Source organism: Bradyrhizobium sp. 179 (genome assembly GCF_023073535.1).
Lineage (GTDB): Bacteria > Pseudomonadota > Alphaproteobacteria > Rhizobiales > Xanthobacteraceae > Bradyrhizobium.
In genome coordinates, this window is the sequence record NZ_JADPJR010000043.1 from 25,327 (window position 1) to 40,631 (window position 15,305).

Annotated in this window: 18 protein-coding genes; 10 read left to right on the forward strand and 8 right to left on the reverse strand. The window is 63.6% G+C overall.

Annotated features, from left to right (window positions below; genetic code table 11):
* Positions 1-285 precede the first annotated feature (285 nt).
* Positions 286-1,461, forward strand: coding sequence for a DUF2336 domain-containing protein (locus IVB12_RS10305; RefSeq protein ID WP_247298451.1), 1,176 nt, complete (start codon positions 286-288; stop codon positions 1,459-1,461).
* Positions 1,462-1,716: 255 nt separating this feature from the next.
* Here IVB12_RS10305 and IVB12_RS10310 read toward each other — a convergent pair whose 3' ends face one another.
* The 3 genes from IVB12_RS10310 to IVB12_RS10320 all read right to left on the reverse strand — a co-directional run bounded on the left by IVB12_RS10310 (position 1,717) and on the right by IVB12_RS10320 (position 3,745).
* Positions 1,717-2,295 (reverse strand): Hpt domain-containing protein, encoded by a 579-nt coding sequence (locus tag IVB12_RS10310; RefSeq protein ID WP_247298453.1) that lies wholly within the window; start codon positions 2,293-2,295, stop codon positions 1,717-1,719.
* A 27-nt stretch (positions 2,296-2,322) separates the two neighbouring features.
* Positions 2,323-2,868 carry a response regulator gene (locus IVB12_RS10315; RefSeq protein WP_008549760.1) on the reverse strand — a complete coding sequence of 182 codons (546 nt, stop codon included), beginning with the start codon at positions 2,866-2,868 and terminating at the stop codon, positions 2,323-2,325.
* 97 nt (positions 2,869-2,965) lie between these two features.
* A complete protein-coding gene (locus IVB12_RS10320) occupies positions 2,966-3,745 on the reverse strand; it encodes an NAD kinase (protein ID WP_247280885.1) in 780 nt (259 codons plus the stop codon).
* A gap of 249 nt (positions 3,746-3,994) precedes the next feature.
* Here IVB12_RS10320 and IVB12_RS10325 point away from each other — a divergent pair, with 249 nt between their 5' ends.
* Positions 3,995-5,563: a peptidase S10 gene (locus IVB12_RS10325; protein WP_247298457.1), complete on the forward strand. Its 1,569-nt coding sequence runs from the start codon at positions 3,995-3,997 to the stop codon at positions 5,561-5,563.
* Here the strand turns inward: IVB12_RS10325 and IVB12_RS10330 are convergent.
* Both IVB12_RS10330 and IVB12_RS10335 read right to left on the reverse strand, forming a co-directional pair.
* On the reverse strand, positions 5,550-6,938 hold the full coding sequence (locus IVB12_RS10330) for a serine hydrolase domain-containing protein (RefSeq protein WP_247298459.1): 1,389 nt from the start codon (positions 6,936-6,938) through the stop codon (positions 5,550-5,552). The genes IVB12_RS10325 and IVB12_RS10330 overlap by 14 nt on opposite strands.
* 101 nt (positions 6,939-7,039) lie before the next feature.
* Positions 7,040-7,582 carry a tetratricopeptide repeat protein gene (locus tag IVB12_RS10335; RefSeq protein ID WP_247298461.1) on the reverse strand — a complete coding sequence of 181 codons (543 nt, stop codon included), beginning with the start codon at positions 7,580-7,582 and terminating at the stop codon, positions 7,040-7,042.
* A 251-nt stretch (positions 7,583-7,833) separates the two neighbouring features.
* On the opposite strand from IVB12_RS10335, the gene IVB12_RS10340 reads away from it, so the two are divergent.
* The 4 genes from IVB12_RS10340 (at position 7,834) to IVB12_RS38370 (ending at position 10,373) form a co-directional block, all read left to right on the forward strand.
* On the forward strand, positions 7,834-8,202 hold the full coding sequence (locus tag IVB12_RS10340; protein WP_247298465.1) for a hypothetical protein: 369 nt from the start codon (positions 7,834-7,836) through the stop codon (positions 8,200-8,202).
* A 285-nt stretch (positions 8,203-8,487) separates the two neighbouring features.
* Entirely contained in the window at positions 8,488-8,886 is a 399-nt protein-coding gene (locus tag IVB12_RS10345; protein ID WP_247298487.1) for a hypothetical protein, read from the forward strand.
* Positions 8,887-9,171: 285 nt separating this feature from the next.
* Complete coding sequence (locus IVB12_RS10350) at positions 9,172-9,879, forward strand: outer membrane protein (protein WP_247298467.1); 708 nt, start codon at positions 9,172-9,174, stop codon at positions 9,877-9,879.
* Between the two features lie 251 nt (positions 9,880-10,130).
* Positions 10,131-10,373 carry a hypothetical protein gene (locus tag IVB12_RS38370; RefSeq protein WP_346658492.1) on the forward strand — a complete coding sequence of 81 codons (243 nt, stop codon included), beginning with the start codon at positions 10,131-10,133 and terminating at the stop codon, positions 10,371-10,373.
* A 15-nt stretch (positions 10,374-10,388) separates the two neighbouring features.
* On the opposite strand, the gene IVB12_RS10360 is transcribed toward IVB12_RS38370, so the two are convergent.
* Positions 10,389-10,643, reverse strand: coding sequence for a hypothetical protein (locus tag IVB12_RS10360; RefSeq protein WP_247298468.1), 255 nt, complete (start codon positions 10,641-10,643; stop codon positions 10,389-10,391).
* Between the two features lie 303 nt (positions 10,644-10,946).
* A complete protein-coding gene (locus IVB12_RS10365) occupies positions 10,947-11,309 on the reverse strand; it encodes a hypothetical protein (protein ID WP_247298471.1) in 363 nt (120 codons plus the stop codon).
* Positions 11,310-11,410: 101 nt separating this feature from the next.
* Here IVB12_RS10365 and IVB12_RS10370 point away from each other — a divergent pair, with 101 nt between their 5' ends.
* A complete protein-coding gene (locus IVB12_RS10370; RefSeq protein WP_247298474.1) occupies positions 11,411-11,575 on the forward strand; it encodes a hypothetical protein in 165 nt (54 codons plus the stop codon).
* A gap of 3 nt (positions 11,576-11,578) precedes the next feature.
* Here the strand turns inward: IVB12_RS10370 and IVB12_RS10375 are convergent, their stop codons facing one another.
* A complete protein-coding gene (locus IVB12_RS10375) occupies positions 11,579-11,770 on the reverse strand; it encodes a hypothetical protein (RefSeq protein ID WP_247298490.1) in 192 nt (63 codons plus the stop codon).
* Between the two features lie 180 nt (positions 11,771-11,950).
* Here IVB12_RS10375 and IVB12_RS10380 point away from each other — a divergent pair, with 180 nt between their 5' ends.
* The 3 genes from IVB12_RS10380 (at position 11,951) to IVB12_RS10390 (ending at position 14,929) form a co-directional block, all read left to right on the forward strand.
* Positions 11,951-12,631, forward strand: coding sequence for a class I SAM-dependent methyltransferase (locus tag IVB12_RS10380; protein WP_247298476.1), 681 nt, complete (start codon positions 11,951-11,953; stop codon positions 12,629-12,631).
* 31 nt (positions 12,632-12,662) lie between these two features.
* On the forward strand, positions 12,663-13,076 hold the full coding sequence (locus IVB12_RS10385; RefSeq protein ID WP_247298479.1) for a GFA family protein: 414 nt from the start codon (positions 12,663-12,665) through the stop codon (positions 13,074-13,076).
* A gap of 221 nt (positions 13,077-13,297) precedes the next feature.
* Complete coding sequence (locus IVB12_RS10390; protein WP_247298482.1) at positions 13,298-14,929, forward strand: hypothetical protein; 1,632 nt, start codon at positions 13,298-13,300, stop codon at positions 14,927-14,929.
* The last annotated feature ends 376 nt before the right edge of the window (positions 14,930-15,305 follow it).

Below are 15,305 nucleotides of genomic sequence, written 5' to 3' on the forward strand. Positions count from 1 at the left end.
TGCTCTCCTGCCCCGGACGCTCTGCAGCGTGCAACGCTTGCTGCGCTGAGCTGGTACCATGCCGCAGCAATCCTTCCGAACAAATGGGCCCGGCTTAGCGGCGCAGCACTCGCGCGCCGCACCGTGTGCGGGATGCAAGAAAAGAGCGGCTTTGTTCCCTTAACAAAACGTCAATAATACCAGCCAGTTATGGTGAACGCTTTGTTAAGCGTCGTGGTTTATTTTGTGTTGCAGGTGACAAGCCGTCACCATTTTTCGTTTTCGTTGCGTAAGCCGGAAGCACCAATGATTGTTCGGCAGTTCATCAATTGGATCAGGACGGCGTCCGCCGGCGAGCGGGCCGAGGCGACGCGGGCGTTGGCCCGGGCCTGGCTGATTTCAGACCTTTCTCATGACGACCGCGTCGCGGCCGAAGGCGCGCTTTTGATGTTGCTCGACGATCCCTCGCCGCTGGTGCGGCAGGCGATGGCCGAGGCCTTTGCTCGCAGTAACGAGGCGCCGGCTGCAATCGTGCGGGCGCTGTCGGCGGATCAGCCGACGGTTGCGCTGCCCGTGCTCGAACACTCTCCGCTGCTGATCGATGCCGATCTCGTCGACATCATCGCCACCGGCAATGACGAGGTGCAGTGCGCGGTCGCCCGGCGTATCGCGCTGCCGGTCTCGGTCTGCGCCGCTATCGCCGAGGTCGGTTGCGCGGCGGCCGCGCTGGAGCTGATCGAAAATCCGCATGCCGAGCTCGCGCCGTTCTCGTGGAATCGTATGGTAGAGCGCCACGGCCACCTCGCCGCGATCCGCGAAGCGATGCTGGTGCTGGAGGATCTGCCGGCCGCAACGCGCGCGGCGCTGGTGGCCAAGCTTTCCGAGACCCTTGCGCAATTCGTCGTGGCCAGGAACTGGCTGAGTGCCGATCGTGCCGAACGCATCACGGTCGAGGCGCGCGACCGCTCCACCATCAACATCGCGGCGCGCTCGCGCGGTGAGGACATGCAGGGCCTGGTGCGGCACCTGCGCATCACCGGCCAGCTCACGGCGGGTCTGATCTTGCGCGCGCTGCTGTCGAGCAATCTCGACCTGTTCGACGCGGCGCTCGCGGAACTTGCCGATCTGCCGCTGGCGCGCGTCTCGGCGCTGCTGCACGAGCGCGGCGGCAACACCCTGCACGCGTTGCTCCGCCGCGCCGGACTGCCCGAGGCGACATTTGCGGCATTCCAGGTCGCGCTCGACGCCTCCCACGAGCAGGGTTTTGTCGACACCGATGACAGCGCGGTACGGCTGCGCCGTCGCATGGTGGAGCGCGTGCTAACCCATTGTGAGACCGACCGCGGCGCTACTGAACCGCTGATGGTCCTGCTCCGCCGCTTCGCCACGGAGTCCGCGCGCGAAGAGGCGCGGCTGTTCTGTGACGAGCTCGTCGCCAAGGACGCGGTCGATCCGCTCTATGACGATCTGATCGCGGCGTAGCAGCGAATTCCGTCATTGCGAGCGCAGCCCGGCGAGAGCGAGGTCACCAGCCATGTCGAACGACTCAGTTCCAACGACACGAAAATTGCGCCAAACTGCGTGCGGATAGCGGCCGGTCCATCGATAGGATGATCGAGCAACATCGTCGTCTCCAGGTTGAATGGATGCAACCTCAGTCTGGCCTCAGACTTGGTCGCTATCCACCCCCATGGAATCTTCGCTGCGCTCGCAACGACGAGAGGGAAGAGCTGGGCCTTATTCCGCCGGGGCAATGCTTGGCGCCAGGATCACCTCGAGATGTTCGGGGCGATCACAGTTGACGTGGGCGAGATATTCGTCGGCGACCTTGCGCAGGCGCCGGCTGAGTTCGGCGGAGACGCTGATGCTGTCGAGCCTGGTGTTCTCGTGCGCGATGGCGAGGATTGCGTTGATGTGGTGCGTGAACAGCTCGGCCGGCACCTTCGAAAGATCCGGCGCATGCTCGATGATGCGGCACAGGCTCTCGGCGATTCCCGCTGCCGAAGGAAAGCCGAAAGTCGCCGCATCGCCTTTGATGTCGTGGGCGGCGTGGAACAGCTCGTCGCGCAGCTTCCTGGTGAAACCATCCTGCTGCACCTCGGTCCAGGCGGCGGACAATCTCTCGACCTCGATCCTCATCCAGTCCTTGAATTGGCCGGACAGGCCCGCCAGCGCCTGCTCGGCGCGGGGGACCGGATCGTCCATGTCTTTTGCTTCGACCCGGCGCAGCACTTTTCGCAAGGGATTGGGCTGCGTGATGACGTGATGCGTGGCGAAGGCCTTGACCTCGATGTCCTTTGCGCTGTTCTTCGCCATGATGCCTGCCTCGTGTGAGACGCTGCGCTAGATGGAGGAGCGGGCCTTGTCGAGCAGCGAGGGCTGCTGGAGCACCTCGTGCTTTTCGCCGACGCGACGCTCCGGGCCCATATAGGCAGAGTTGGTGTTACGGCGCCGGTCCGGGCCGAAATAGGTCTTGGTCTTGATGAAGGGACGGGGATTGGCAACCACATTGAGGATGCGCTGGTAGAGCCCCTTGGCCGAGATCGGCTTGGCCAGGAATTCGGTGACGCCGGCATCGCGCGCGACCGTGACGCGGCGCTTCTCGGAATGGCCGGTCAGCATGATGATCGGCGCGTAGGGGTTGCCCTTGGATTCGGGCTGCCGGATCATCTGCGCGAGCTCGAGCCCGTCGAAGATCGGCATCGCCCAATCGGTGATGACGATGTCGGGCACGTAATGGCTGTACATTTCCAGCGCCGTGGCGCCATCCTCGGCCTCGTAGACTTCGCGTGCGCCGAACGAATGCAGCAGCGTCCGCAGGATGCGGCGCATGTGCGGATTGTCGTCGCAGACGAGGAAGCGCAGCTTGTTGAAGTCGATACGGAACATGACGCCCGGGCCAAAGCGGTCAACCTTCGTTAACCATATCGTGGCGGGGGTTAACGAAGGGTTGCGATCGGCCTTTTGAGAGGGGCGGGCCGGCGGCTCAGTAGCCGAACTGTTCGCGCAGGATCCGCTCTTCCAGGCTGTGGCCGGGGTCGAACAGCATGCGCATTGAGATGGTCTTGTCGGAGAGGACCTCGACACGGCGGACGTCGCGCACCTCGTCATGATCGGCGACCGCCGCCACGGGGCGCTTGTCGCCCTCGAGCACCTCGATCACGACATAGGCCGTGTTGGGCAGCAGCGCGCCGCGCCACCGGCGCGGGCGGAAGGCGCTGATCGGCGTCAGCGCCAGCAGCGCGGCGTTGATCGGCAGGATCGGCCCTTGGGCGGAGAGGTTGTAGGCGGTAGAGCCGGCCGGCGTCGCCACCATGATGCCGTCGGCGATCAGCTCGGCCATGCGCTCGCGCTCGTCGATCAGAATCCTTAAGCGTGCGGCCTGGTAGGTTTGCCGGAACAGTGCGACCTCGTTGATGGCGTGGTGCAGGTGGACGCGGTCGTTGACGTCGGTCGCGCGCATCAAGAGCGGATGGATTTCGGATTCATGCGCCGCCTCGAGCCGCGTGCGCAGATCGTGCGTCGAGTATTCGTTCATCAGGAAGCCGACCGTGCCGCGGTGCATGCCGTAGATCGGCTTTCCCGTGTGCATGTTCCGGTGCAGCGTCTGGAGCATCAAGCCGTCGCCGCCGAGCGCGACGACGACATCGGCTTCCCTGGGGTCGTAATTGCCATAATCCCGGGTGAGCTGGCCGAAGGCGGCCTGCGCCTCGCTGCTCGGGCTGGCGACGAAGGCGATCCGGTCGTATCGCGAGGGCTTGGTCATGGGGCAGGTGCCGCTGGCTCTAGTAAGTTCCGCCGGGCTCGTCTATACGACCTGGGCCTGGATTGTCGAGGAGGACCGCCTTTCAAGGCAAACGGGCGATTGCCCCATCCCGATTCAGGACGAAACGGGAGCGCTTCGGGCCCGAACGACCTCTCCAGGCGCCGCCGAACCCATGATCCCCCAAACCGTCGCAATTCCTGGCTAATAATGGGTGCGCACGGCCCTCGGAGCCGGGCACGGAGAACGATCATGGTATTGAGTTTGCCGGCGCTCCGCCACGCGATGCTGGTGATGGCGGTGTCGGCTTTCGCCCTCGCAGGATGGGCGCGCGCGGAGGATCCGCCGCAGCCGCGCTCCGAGACGACGTCGCCGGCCGGACAAAAAGGCGGGCGTGGCGGTGGCGCGCAAAGCCCTACGCCTGGTTCGCCGTCGGCGGCCGAACTGCATCGTCTGCCGCCGGATTCCACCACGAAGCAGACGCTCGATCTGCCGGGCCGCACCCTCAACTTCGCCGCGACCGCCGGCTCGATCCGCGTGTTCGACGGCAAGGGCGACCCGTTGGCCGACATCGCCGTCACCTCCTATGAGCTCGACGGTGCCGATCGCGCGACGCGCCCCTTGACGTTCCTGTTCAACGGTGGGCCCGGCGCATCTTCGGCATGGCTCCAATTCGGCGCCGCGGGGCCGTGGCGGCTGCCGCTCGATGGCGAAGCCCTGTCGCCGTCCGCCTCGCCCGAGGTGAAGCCGAACGCGGAGACCTGGCTCGACTTCACCGATCTCGTCTTCATCGATCCCGTCAGCACAGGCTACAGCCGCTTCGTCGCCAGCGGCGAGGACGCGCGCAAGTCGTTCTATTCCGTCGACGGCGACGCCAATTCGATCGCGCTCGTGATCCGCCGCTGGCTCGAGAAGCACGACCGGCTGATCTCGCCGAAATACGTGGCGGGCGAAAGCTATGGCGGGATTCGCGGACCAAAGGTGGTGCGCCAGTTGCAGCTCCAGCATGGAGTCGGTGTCAGGGGATTGATCCTGGTCTCGCCGCTGTTCGACTTCCGCGAGTTCGCCGGCACGAGCTTGCTGCAATATGTCGCGACGCTGCCGAGCTATGTCGCGGTGGCGCGCGAAGCCAAGGCACCGGTCACGCGCGCCGATCTCGCCGACGTCGAGGCCTACGCGCGCGGCGAATTCCTGGCTGACCTCGTCAAGGGCGAAGCGGACAAGGAAGCGACCAACCGGCTGGCCGACAAAGTCGCCGAGCTCACCGGCATCGACCAGGCGGTGAGCCGCAGGCTCGCCGGCCGGCTCGATGTCGGTGAATTCCGCCGCGAGTTTGATCGCAAGAACGGCAAAGTGACGGGACGCTACGACGGCTCCGTGCGCGGCTTCGATCCCTACCCGGATTCCAGCAGCTCGCGCTTCGGCGACCCCTCGGGCGATGCACTCCAGGCGCCGCTGACGAGCGCCGCGGTCGACGTGTTGACACGCAAGCTCAACTGGCGGCCGGACGGCTCCTATGAAGTCCTGAACGGCAGCATCGAGGGCCACTGGGATTTCGGCCGCGGCCTCAACCCGCCGCAATCGGTATCGGAGCTGCGCCAGATTCTCGCCACCGACGCGAAGCTGAACGTGCTGGTCGCGCACGGCCTGTTCGATCTCGCCACACCCTATTTCGGATCGAAGCGCGTGCTCGACCAGTTACCGGCCTTCGTCACGCAACGCGTGAAATTCGTCGTCTATCCCGGCGGCCACATGTTTTATTCGCGCGATGGTTCGCGGCAATCGATGCGCAGCGAGGTAGAGGCGCTTATCCGGGAGTAGGCCGCCGCTTGCGTGGCGGATACCGGCGCGCGATCTCGCGCGCCACGGCGCTTGCAGGCTTGACGTTGGCACCGGCGATCCAGATGTCGCTCACCTTGCCGCGCTTGTCCCGGACGCGGCGGACCGGCTCGCCATGGCTGGAGTAACCGGCGGCCCAGGCGAGCTTGCCGCTGTCGCGGCCGGTGACCTCGATCTCGGCGGCATCCATGAATGGGTTGTTGAACTGCGGGTTGGCGACGAGCACGCGGTTGCCCGCGGGCACGAGATCTGTGGCTCCCCAGATCGTCCACCAGCGGCCGGTCCAGTCGCGCACGCGCCGGTCGGGCGCGCCGCGTGTCTTGAACGCGCGCAGGATTTGCATCGCGCCGTCCATCCAGAATGGCGCCGCGCCGTCAATGGAATTGCTGAGGATGCTGATCGCGAGCTCGCAAGCGGGGATGGAGCAGGTCCGGGAGATGTAACCCTGGAAGCCGCCGCCATGGCCGAACCAGTCCCAGCCGTCGGTCTTGCCGGCGTTGACGCCTAACCCGTAATAGCCCTCGAAGCTCTGCGGGATGCGCCAATGGTGTCGCGTCATCTCGCGGCGGCTCGCGACCGAGAGAACGCTCTTCTTCGCATTGGGCGCAAGCTGCGCGAAGAAGCGGGCGGTATCGCCGGCGGTCGCGACGAAGCCCGCCGCGGACGCCATGGCGTGCGCGGGATTGTCGCCGGGGATTACGCAGCGCTCGCCGAGCGGCAGCTTTCGGGTATGGCCGCGCGCGAACGGCGTGCCCTTGGCAAGCGGCGCGTCCGGCTCGGTCGCACGCAAGCCCACGGGTTCGACGATTTCGCGCTTGATCCAGAGAGGGTAGGGCTCCTTCGTCACGGCTTCGATGACGAGGCCGATCAGGCCAAAGCCATGATTGGAATATTTGAAGCGGGTGCCGGGCTCGATTGCGGCCGGCAGCTTCAATTCCGCGAGCAGCTCCTTCGCGTCGAGATAGGGCCGGCTATCGATGAACTGACCTGAATCGGCGCCGTCACGCGTCAGTCCCGCGCTGTGCGAGAGCACCTGCGCGATCGTCGTCTCTGCCACGCGCGGATGCAGGCCGCCGACGTATTGACCGATCGGATCATCGAGCCGGAGCTTGCGTTGCTCGCGCAGCTTCATGATGCCGGTGGAGGTGAAGCTCTTCGAGTGCGAGGCAATGCGGAAGCGGTGCCGCGGAGTGAGCTTCTCGCCGGTGTCGAGATTGGCAAGGCCGAATGCGCGCTCGGCGACGACCTCGCCGCGATGGGCAAAGGCGATGATGACGCCGGGCTGTTGGAATGTCCTCTGTTGGAATTCGATCCAGGAGCCGATGTAGTTGATCGCGGATCGCAGCCACGTATCCATTGCACACCAATTGCGAGGGATGGTGCGCGAGGCTAGCCGAGAAAGTGGAACGGGCACAACCCCGAGGTTGTGCGCGCTCGCTTCATTCAAATAGTGATGTCTCAGTAGACCAGCGTCGCGCCGGTAGGCCTGTCGAGCGCGGCGGCGAGCGAGCGATATTCGGAGCTGTCGGTGCCGGCGAGCGAGGCGATCTTGTCCAGGTGGTACTGCGCTTGTTCGCGGTTGCCCTGCTCGAGCTGCCAGAGGCCGTAATACTGCCAGGTGCGGACGTGGTTCGGATCGTCCTTCAGCGCCAGCTCGTAATAGGCCTTTGACGACTGGTAATCGCCGAGCTTGCGATAGGAGTAGCCGATCAGGTTGGCGACATCAGCGACCTCGTCGCGCTTGAGCGACTTCAGCTGGTCGATTGCGCCGGTGTAGTCGTGACGGTCGTAGATCGCAGTGTAGGCGGCGCGATAGGCCGCCACGAATTTGGGATCGCTGACGGATGAGCTCTTCTTCTTGCCCTTCTTGGTCGAAGTGTCCGACTTCGGCGGCGGCGAAGGTTCATCGCTGCCGGCGGCATAGGCGCTGGTCAGCATCGGCCCGGCCGCCAGCGCCATCGAGACCAGTCCCGGCACCAGAAGCGTTGAGAGTCTGCGCATTGATGTTCTCCCGTATGAAACGTGGCGATCCTACACGATTGCCCGAAGACCGGAACACCCATGGGGCAAAAACATTCCCGCTTCGCACGATCTATTCGTCCCGGCGCAGATGACAAACTTGTCATTGAGATGAACGGGAGCCCGCCATGGGCTTCAGACTGGGTTCAGTGGCTGCTCTCTAGGCTCGGACTTACGATCGAAGGGGTGACGAGAGGGCGCCGCCTCGAGATCCTTCCCAGAGGAGACCAACCATGTTGAAGACCATTTCCGCAGCCTTGCTCGCAGCCTCCGTGATCGCAGCCCCGGCTTTCGCCGCCGAGGCCGGCAAGACCACCACGACCGCGCCGGTGATCAAGGCGGACCAGAGCCAGACCAAGGCGGCGAATACTGCCGTGAAATCGGATGCGGGCGTCAAGCCCGACACGAAGGCTTCCGACGTCAAGGCGAATGCCAAGGTGGACACCAAGTCGAACGCGATGAACGCCAACGCCGCCGCCACGCCCGACGAGCACAAGTCCGTGCGCAAGCATCGCCATCACCACAAGCAGGTCACGGCCAAGGAATCGCTGAAGGCGCAGCCGGACGTGACCAAGCCGGCGACATCGGACAAGCGCAACTGACCACTGATCCCGCGCGGCGGCATCCCTGGCATTGCCCCGCCGCCGCGTGCGGAGTTCAGGCCCGGTCCGTTCGCCATGCCTCGTGCGAAAGCCCGAAGTGTCGGCGGCGGGCCGGCGCGCCGTTTGCGCCGTTGCAAGCGAATCCCTTCGTGCAGCCCTGCAGGTTTAGATCATGCAGGCTGAGATCATGCAGGCTTGGGTTCGTGGAAGCTTGGGGCTAGAACATCTCCGAGTCTGATCGAGCGGAGAGCGGGGCCTGTGGGGCGATTGGCGAGATATGCAGTGATCATGGCGTTGCCGTTGACGCTTGCGGCATGCTTCGGCAGCGACGGTGACCGTCCAACGCTGATAGGCGGGACCCAGGCCGGAGGGCCGCAGCCGTTTCCCGACAATTTCCGCAGCGACACGCTGGCCTTGATGCGCAGCTATCTGAACAACCCGGTCGGGGTGCACGACGCCAGCATGGCCGATCCGGTGCTGCGCGAAGTTGGCGGGCGCCAGTTCTACGTGAGCTGCCTGCATTTCACCCCGCGCGAGACCGATGGCAGCTACAAGGGCATGCGCGAGCGCGCCGTGATATTCGTCAACGGGCGGAGCGACCGCGTCATCGATGATCGGACGAGCGAGCTCTGTGCCGGTGCGGTTTACGCACCCTTTCCGGAACTGGAAAAGATGACGCGGTAGCGCAAAGCCCGCCTTCATCGCCTCGTGGTAGGACAGACCGCGCCGGAGCCGCTGATCACATCTTGGCGAGCTTTGAACGGGCGGTTTCGTCTCGCGACAAATCGTTACGGCTGGCCCTGCGCCGACGACGAGAACGGCCGGCGCAAGGCGACGTAACGGAACAAAATCGCGTTGTTGCCAACCCGTCACAGTAGCGAACGATCAACGTTCCGGCACCGCCGCGAAGCAACCAAATTCACGCCACGTTGTTTGCTGAGGGTCGAATTTGAGAGAACGGGGATGATCATGAAGACGATTTTGCTCGGTGCAGTCGCGCTGCTGGCGCTGGCCGCGCCGGCCGCTGCAGCCGACATGCAGCCGCGCCCTTACACCAAGGCACCGGCCTATACGCCGCCACAGGTGATCTACAACTGGACAGGTTTCTACATCGGCGGCCATGTCGGCGGCGCCTTTGCCGGTGACAATGGCTTCCAGTCGAGCGATGCCCGCTTCCTCGGCGGCGTGCAGGGCGGCTTCGACTACCAGTTCGCGCCCAATTGGGTGGTGGGTATCGAGGCCCAGTATTCCTGGCTGCCGACCAACAACAACGGCGTCACTTTCCCGCTGGGCACGCAGGTGACGTCCAACACCGACCAACTTGGGTCGGTGACCGGTCGCATCGGCTACACCTGGGGACCGACGCTGCTCTACGCCAAGGGCGGTTATGCCTGGCGCAATAACGGCCTTGGCGTGAACATCGCCGGGGTGCCGCAGACCTTCACCACCACCGGCAACAGCAAGGACGGCTACACCGTCGGCGCCGGCCTCGAATACATGTTCGCGCCGAGCTGGTCCGCCAAGGCCGAGTATCAGTATTACAACTTTGGCAGCACCACCTTCACCTCCGGCCCAGCCGATATCGTCGGCGTCCGCGGCCGGGAGGATGAACATACCGTCAAGGTCGGCGTGAACTACCGGTTCGGCTGGGGCGGCCCGTCGGCCTCGCGCTACTGACCTCTGCCAACGACCGCGATCTGACAAAGGCCGGCTTTCCCGCCGGCCTTTCGTTTGCCCGCCTCTTGCTCGCCGGCCTGTTGTTTGCTTTGCGTCAACCATCTGGCGCATCGTTGCAAGCAAACATTCCGGCGCGCGTCTTCTCACGCGCGTCATGGCCCGGGGGTAAAGCAAAAATAATTTTTGCCGCTTACGGAACTCGCGCTCCGGAACGCGTTATATGAGAATTACGGGCTGGTGAGACGACGGACATGCGTATCTTGGTGTCGGCAGGGGTGCTCGCGTGCGTCATCTGCTTGCCGCGCTCTGCACAGACAATCCTCAAATCCGAGCCTCTGATGCTGGCCCCTTATGAGGTGGCCTTCGTCAAGGACGCTTCCTGTCCGTCGGGCAAGGTGCTGAAGGTCACCGGCGCGATCCGCGGGCTGCATCGCCGGAAGGCCTGCGTGGCCCTGGCCGGCGAGCAGGCGTCTCTCGCGACCGCGACGCCCTGAGCCTCGCTCCGGACCTCAAGTGTTCAGCTCGAGCTCCATCTTCGACTGCTGCTCGGCCTCAGCTTTGTTTTTGGCGGGGTCCTCGCCCTGGGCAGCCTGGCAGGGCGCGATCTCGTAGTCATTGTCGAGCACCCGGCGCGGTCCCGGCTGCTCGTCGTCCGCGATCACGTCCACAACGAGACCACTTCGCTGCGCGAGTTTCCAGACGTCGGACTCGCTCGGATAGGCCTTGCTGATCTGGGCGTCGTTGCAGAACAGGGCGTAGGGCATTCTTCCCGCTCCAGGAAAGCCCGTTAACGAATTTGCGCGGAAGGGGTTCCGGTCGGCTGGTCGATCACGGCGCCGTGATCGGGCAGTCGTATCCTGAGTCGTAAACGAGTCCTGAATCCCTAAAAAAAGAATCCCTGGGACTCTCCGGCTGGAATCAGCAGATGTTTTCGGCCATGACGAGCGACCTGAAAACCTCCTGCGGGCACATGCTCCTGCCCCTGACGTTGGCGCTGTTTGGCGCCTGCGCGGCCAATCTCTGGCTGGTGTGGTCCTGGCTGTAAGCCCCCGATTGGAGCGCCGGCCCTACTTTTCGGCCGGTGGACGGGGCGAGGCGTCGCTCATGGCGGCGCGCAATTTGCTCAGGGTGGCCGCGCAATACTCCTCGCGCTCGCGCGCGAACCGCTCCTGATGCTTGCGGAAATTGGCGATCCGGGCCTGCATCTCGCTGCGGAAATCGCCGCTTGTCCGTGCCGGCGGGAGCTTGACGAACTGAGCCTGCGGAGCGGGCTGGAGCGGCCCGATCTCGACCGGGGCAGTCTCGATGGTCGCCGCCGGCGAATCCGACAGCGCGGCCGGCTGAAGGAAATCATCCTTTTTGCCCGTCACCGATTGAACGAAGGCCAGTGTCTGCGCGATCAGTGCGTCGCGTTCCCTGATCCACTTCATGATCCACCTCTGCCGCGTCCCATTCCAGCAAAGCGGCCGCGCCGAATCAAGGTGGTTTGAAAGGGATTGCATATTTTTCCCGATCGCCCGACATTGGTCGGATGAATGACGAAGACGAACGGGTGGACGAAGCGGAGGGCTTGAGGCTCGTCCGCGCGTTCCTGTCGCTGCCGCCCGACAAGCGGGCGGAGGTGATCGCGTTGGTCGAGGAATTGGCGCGTGCCCATCGCCGGCCCGAGAAGGGCACGGAGGCGTCGCCGGGGTGATGGCTATCGCTGGCGCGGATTGACGTTGGGCTCGAACGGTGCGCCGACCACCCGAACCGGTATCTGAGCGGTGGCGTCGATCGCCATCCGCTCGGCCACCTGCTTTGCCGGAGTCGGTGCGGGCGCCGGTTCGAACAGCGCAACTGTGCCGGCCACGACGCCACAGCACAGCGTCACCGTCACCAGCAAAAATATGTTTCGGTTTTCTTGCCTGATCCGCATGGGGCGAGAACGAGCGACGCATGGCTTTGGTTCCGGTCCGGGCGGATCAGGCGTCTCCGACTCTGCCCAACGCTGACGATCAGATCGGATGACGCTTCCGGAGGCTCGAATCGCTTGTACACTGGGCTTCCGACTTGGCTAGAGGCTCGCCCGATGACCGCCAATCGTCCTCCCGTGCTCGCCCACCAACGTTTCCACGCCGAACGCGAGAAGTTCGAGGGCCTCGATCTCGCTGCTCGGTTCGAGCGCATCGAGCGGACCAACCTTTGGGGCGCGCCAACTTCCGTCTCCGGCCTCGGCTCTGAGGACCCCGCGACCGCCGCGATCCGGGAGGGGCTTCCTCCACTGGTGCAACGCCTCGGTGCCCGCTCGCTGCTCGATGCGCCCTGCGGCGATGCCGGCTGGATCGGCCGCATGACGCTCGATGTCGATTACACCGGCATCGACATCGTGCCGTCGCTGATCGAGGCCAACCGCCGGTCGTCGGGCCGGTTTCTCGTTGCCGACATCACGCGCGATGCACTGCCGCGTGCGGATGTCATTCTGTGCCGGGACTGTCTGGTGCATCTGAGCTTTGCGAATATCGATCGCGCCCTCGCGCAATTTCAGATGAGCGGCGCGCGCTTCCTGCTCGCCACCACCTTTCCGGAATGGGATGCAAATCGCGATTGCGAGGATGGCGACTGGCGGGCGCTGAACATGGAGAAGCCGCCGTTCGACTGGCCGGCGCCGCACGCGCTGATCAACGAGCGTTGCGAGGAGGGCGGTGGCGGCTGGCGCGACAAGAGCCTCGGTCTCTGGCGGCTGGATGAGGTGTTCGGCGGTGGCCGCTGAGAAAGGTGTGACAGATGGGACGAGTGTTCCGATGATCGATGCCAGATGCAGTTGCGGCGCGCTTGCGCTCTCTCTTCCAGGGCCATCGAGTCTCGTCGTTGCCTGTCACTGCACCGATTGCCAGCGCCGAACAGGAGCCCCATTCGGCGTCGGTACCTTCTATCCAGCTGATGCCGTCACGTTCTCAGGGACGCCGAAGGAGTTCGTCCGCGCCGCCGCAAGCGGTGGCAAGGTCCGCAGCTATTTCTGTGCCGACTGCGGTTCGACGGTCTATTGGAAGGCCGACAATCTACCCGCGATGATCGCCGTTGCCGTCGGTGCGATCGCGGATCCGAACTACCCGGCTCCGGTCAGATCAGTGTTCGAGCAGTCGAAGCATATGTGGGTGAAGATCGCTGACGCCGAGCACTTCCAGCAAAGCAGCGCGCCGAACAATTCGAGCTGAAAGCCACATGTTCAAAGCTGGTGCCGGCTGAGGGGATTGAACCCCCGACCTTCGGTTTACAAAACCTTTTGTCTGTAAACAGGATATCGCCACGAGGTACGTAAAACGCAAAATTCGTTGACAGTATAATAAGTTATGTCGATCCGAGAAATCAAGCGCTTGTAGAATGGGCCTTGGCTCTCCATATTGGTGTATCCCCATGTATCCCCAGAGGCCAGGAAATGGCAAACAAGCGATACGCGCTGACGAAGGACTTGCTGAGCGAGGCTGGCGCGAAGCGCGATGCGGAGGCCGAATGTCAGTTCGCCATCGATAATCCCAGAGGCCTCAGCATCCGCGTCAGGGGAGGGGAGGTCGCCTACTATGTTCAGGCCCGCACGCGTGTCCGAGGCCAAGCGTCCACGGTCGTAAAACGGCGGCTTGGCGCGGTGGGAGATTTCACGTTCGCCCAGGTGAAGAGGATCGCCACCGAGGCAATATTCGCGATCAAGAATGGGCGCGACCCGGACGCCGTAATCGAAACGAGGTTGATGGGCGGCGACGAAAAGTCCGTCGCTGTCGCTGTTGATCGTGCCGAAGCCTTGAAGGGCGAATTGTGGACCTTCGAGACGCTGATCACTCAATACGCGCAACGAACGAAAAGCTCGAAAGACGGTGGTCGCAATGAAGCACCCAAGTTGCGCCTTGCGCCTTCGTCCATCACCGAACTTGAGACGCGATTGCGAGATCGGCCTGAAAACGCCGAGCTCAAGAAGCGCTTCGTAAAGGAGCTTCGCCTTGAGGATCTTGAAGAGGTTCGTGACCGGATTGAGGGCAGCGGTTCAGGTCCCTCGGCTGCCGCAAAATATGCCGATCTCGCAAAGCGGGTCCTCCGCTGGGGACTGAAGCAAAAGCGGCGCTTCACCGGTCTCGAGCCGACCGCGACCTGGTGGGAGGCGTTATCCCACGAGTACGAAATGGAGGATCGCTCAGGGCGCTATCTCACCCCGGCGCAAATCGGGATGCTTATTGCGCTTCTGGAGGCCGTCAGGCCTTTGGGAGGCAACAACAATGATGCAGTCCTGGGAGCTTTGCAGGTTTCATGGATGATCCCCCAAAGGAGCTCCGCTCTGGTGAACATGCTCGCCTTGGGCTCTGATCGCTGGGTTGCTGATCCCGCGCCGGAACGTTCCGGCTGGCGCGTCTATACCTGGAAGCCGGATGAGGTGAAGAACAAGCGTGAAATCAAACTGAGCATTCCGCCCATCGCGATCAAGATCCTCGAAAGAGTGGCGCGGTACTCGAAGCAACAGTTGGGCGCGGTCTCGACCTGGGCGTTTCCGCAGGATCGCAACAAGTATCTCGTGCGGGCTCTCGCCGCCAAACAACGTAACGATAACAGCGTGCCGGCTCACCTGGATAAGGCGATTACCCCTTCTTCGTTGAATCATGCGCTTGATGCTCTGGCAGGACGCAAGCCGGGATGGCCGGATCTGCTCACCGTCGTCGGGCTGCCCAACAGGATTGGCCCTCATGACGAGCGTCGGTCTGTCACGAGTTTCTTTGAGAATTTTGGCGAAGGTGCGTACGCATCCGCGCTCTTGGATCATCGCGTAAGTGGCGCAGACAAGATGTCACGCGAGGTCGCTGCAATCACCCAGAGCGTTTACAGCGCCGCCGATCGCGTGGTGTTCAAGGCCGAAGGCATGCTGATGTGGATGGAAGCGGTGTTGCCGGCCTACGAAGCTGCAAAGAAGGACCTGCGCTTGGCGAAGGCAGTTGAAATGCGAAAGGTTGCCTTGGCGAAAGGATCGGATGAGAAGACGAGCGGGCGATCGAAGGCGCGTTCCGCGGGCGCACTTGCTTCGGCTTAGGCTTCGAAGCTCATGATTCCGTGGCGGGGGGCAGGTCGCTCTTGCCAGCGCGGGCTTCTCAATTTGGAGTTCCATGCCTCCCGCCCCAGCCAGAAGTCCCGCTCCGCACGCCATCAATTTCATTCCCTGGGTCGAGGCGAAGGAGGTCGCGCCGTTCTCTCGATCGAAATCGGCTCTCGGTCGCGACTCGTCTTTACCGCGCTCCGCTGTTAGAGCACGGGAATCATAATCCTGGGGTCGGGGGTTCGAGTCCCTCCCCCGCTACCAAGAAAACAAATGTCCGGCCCGGACACATGGGTAACAGGTCGTACCTGAGACATGGGTGACAACCTCGTGCCGTTCGGGTGTCGAGGGTTGCAGGGTCAGTCCACGCCTT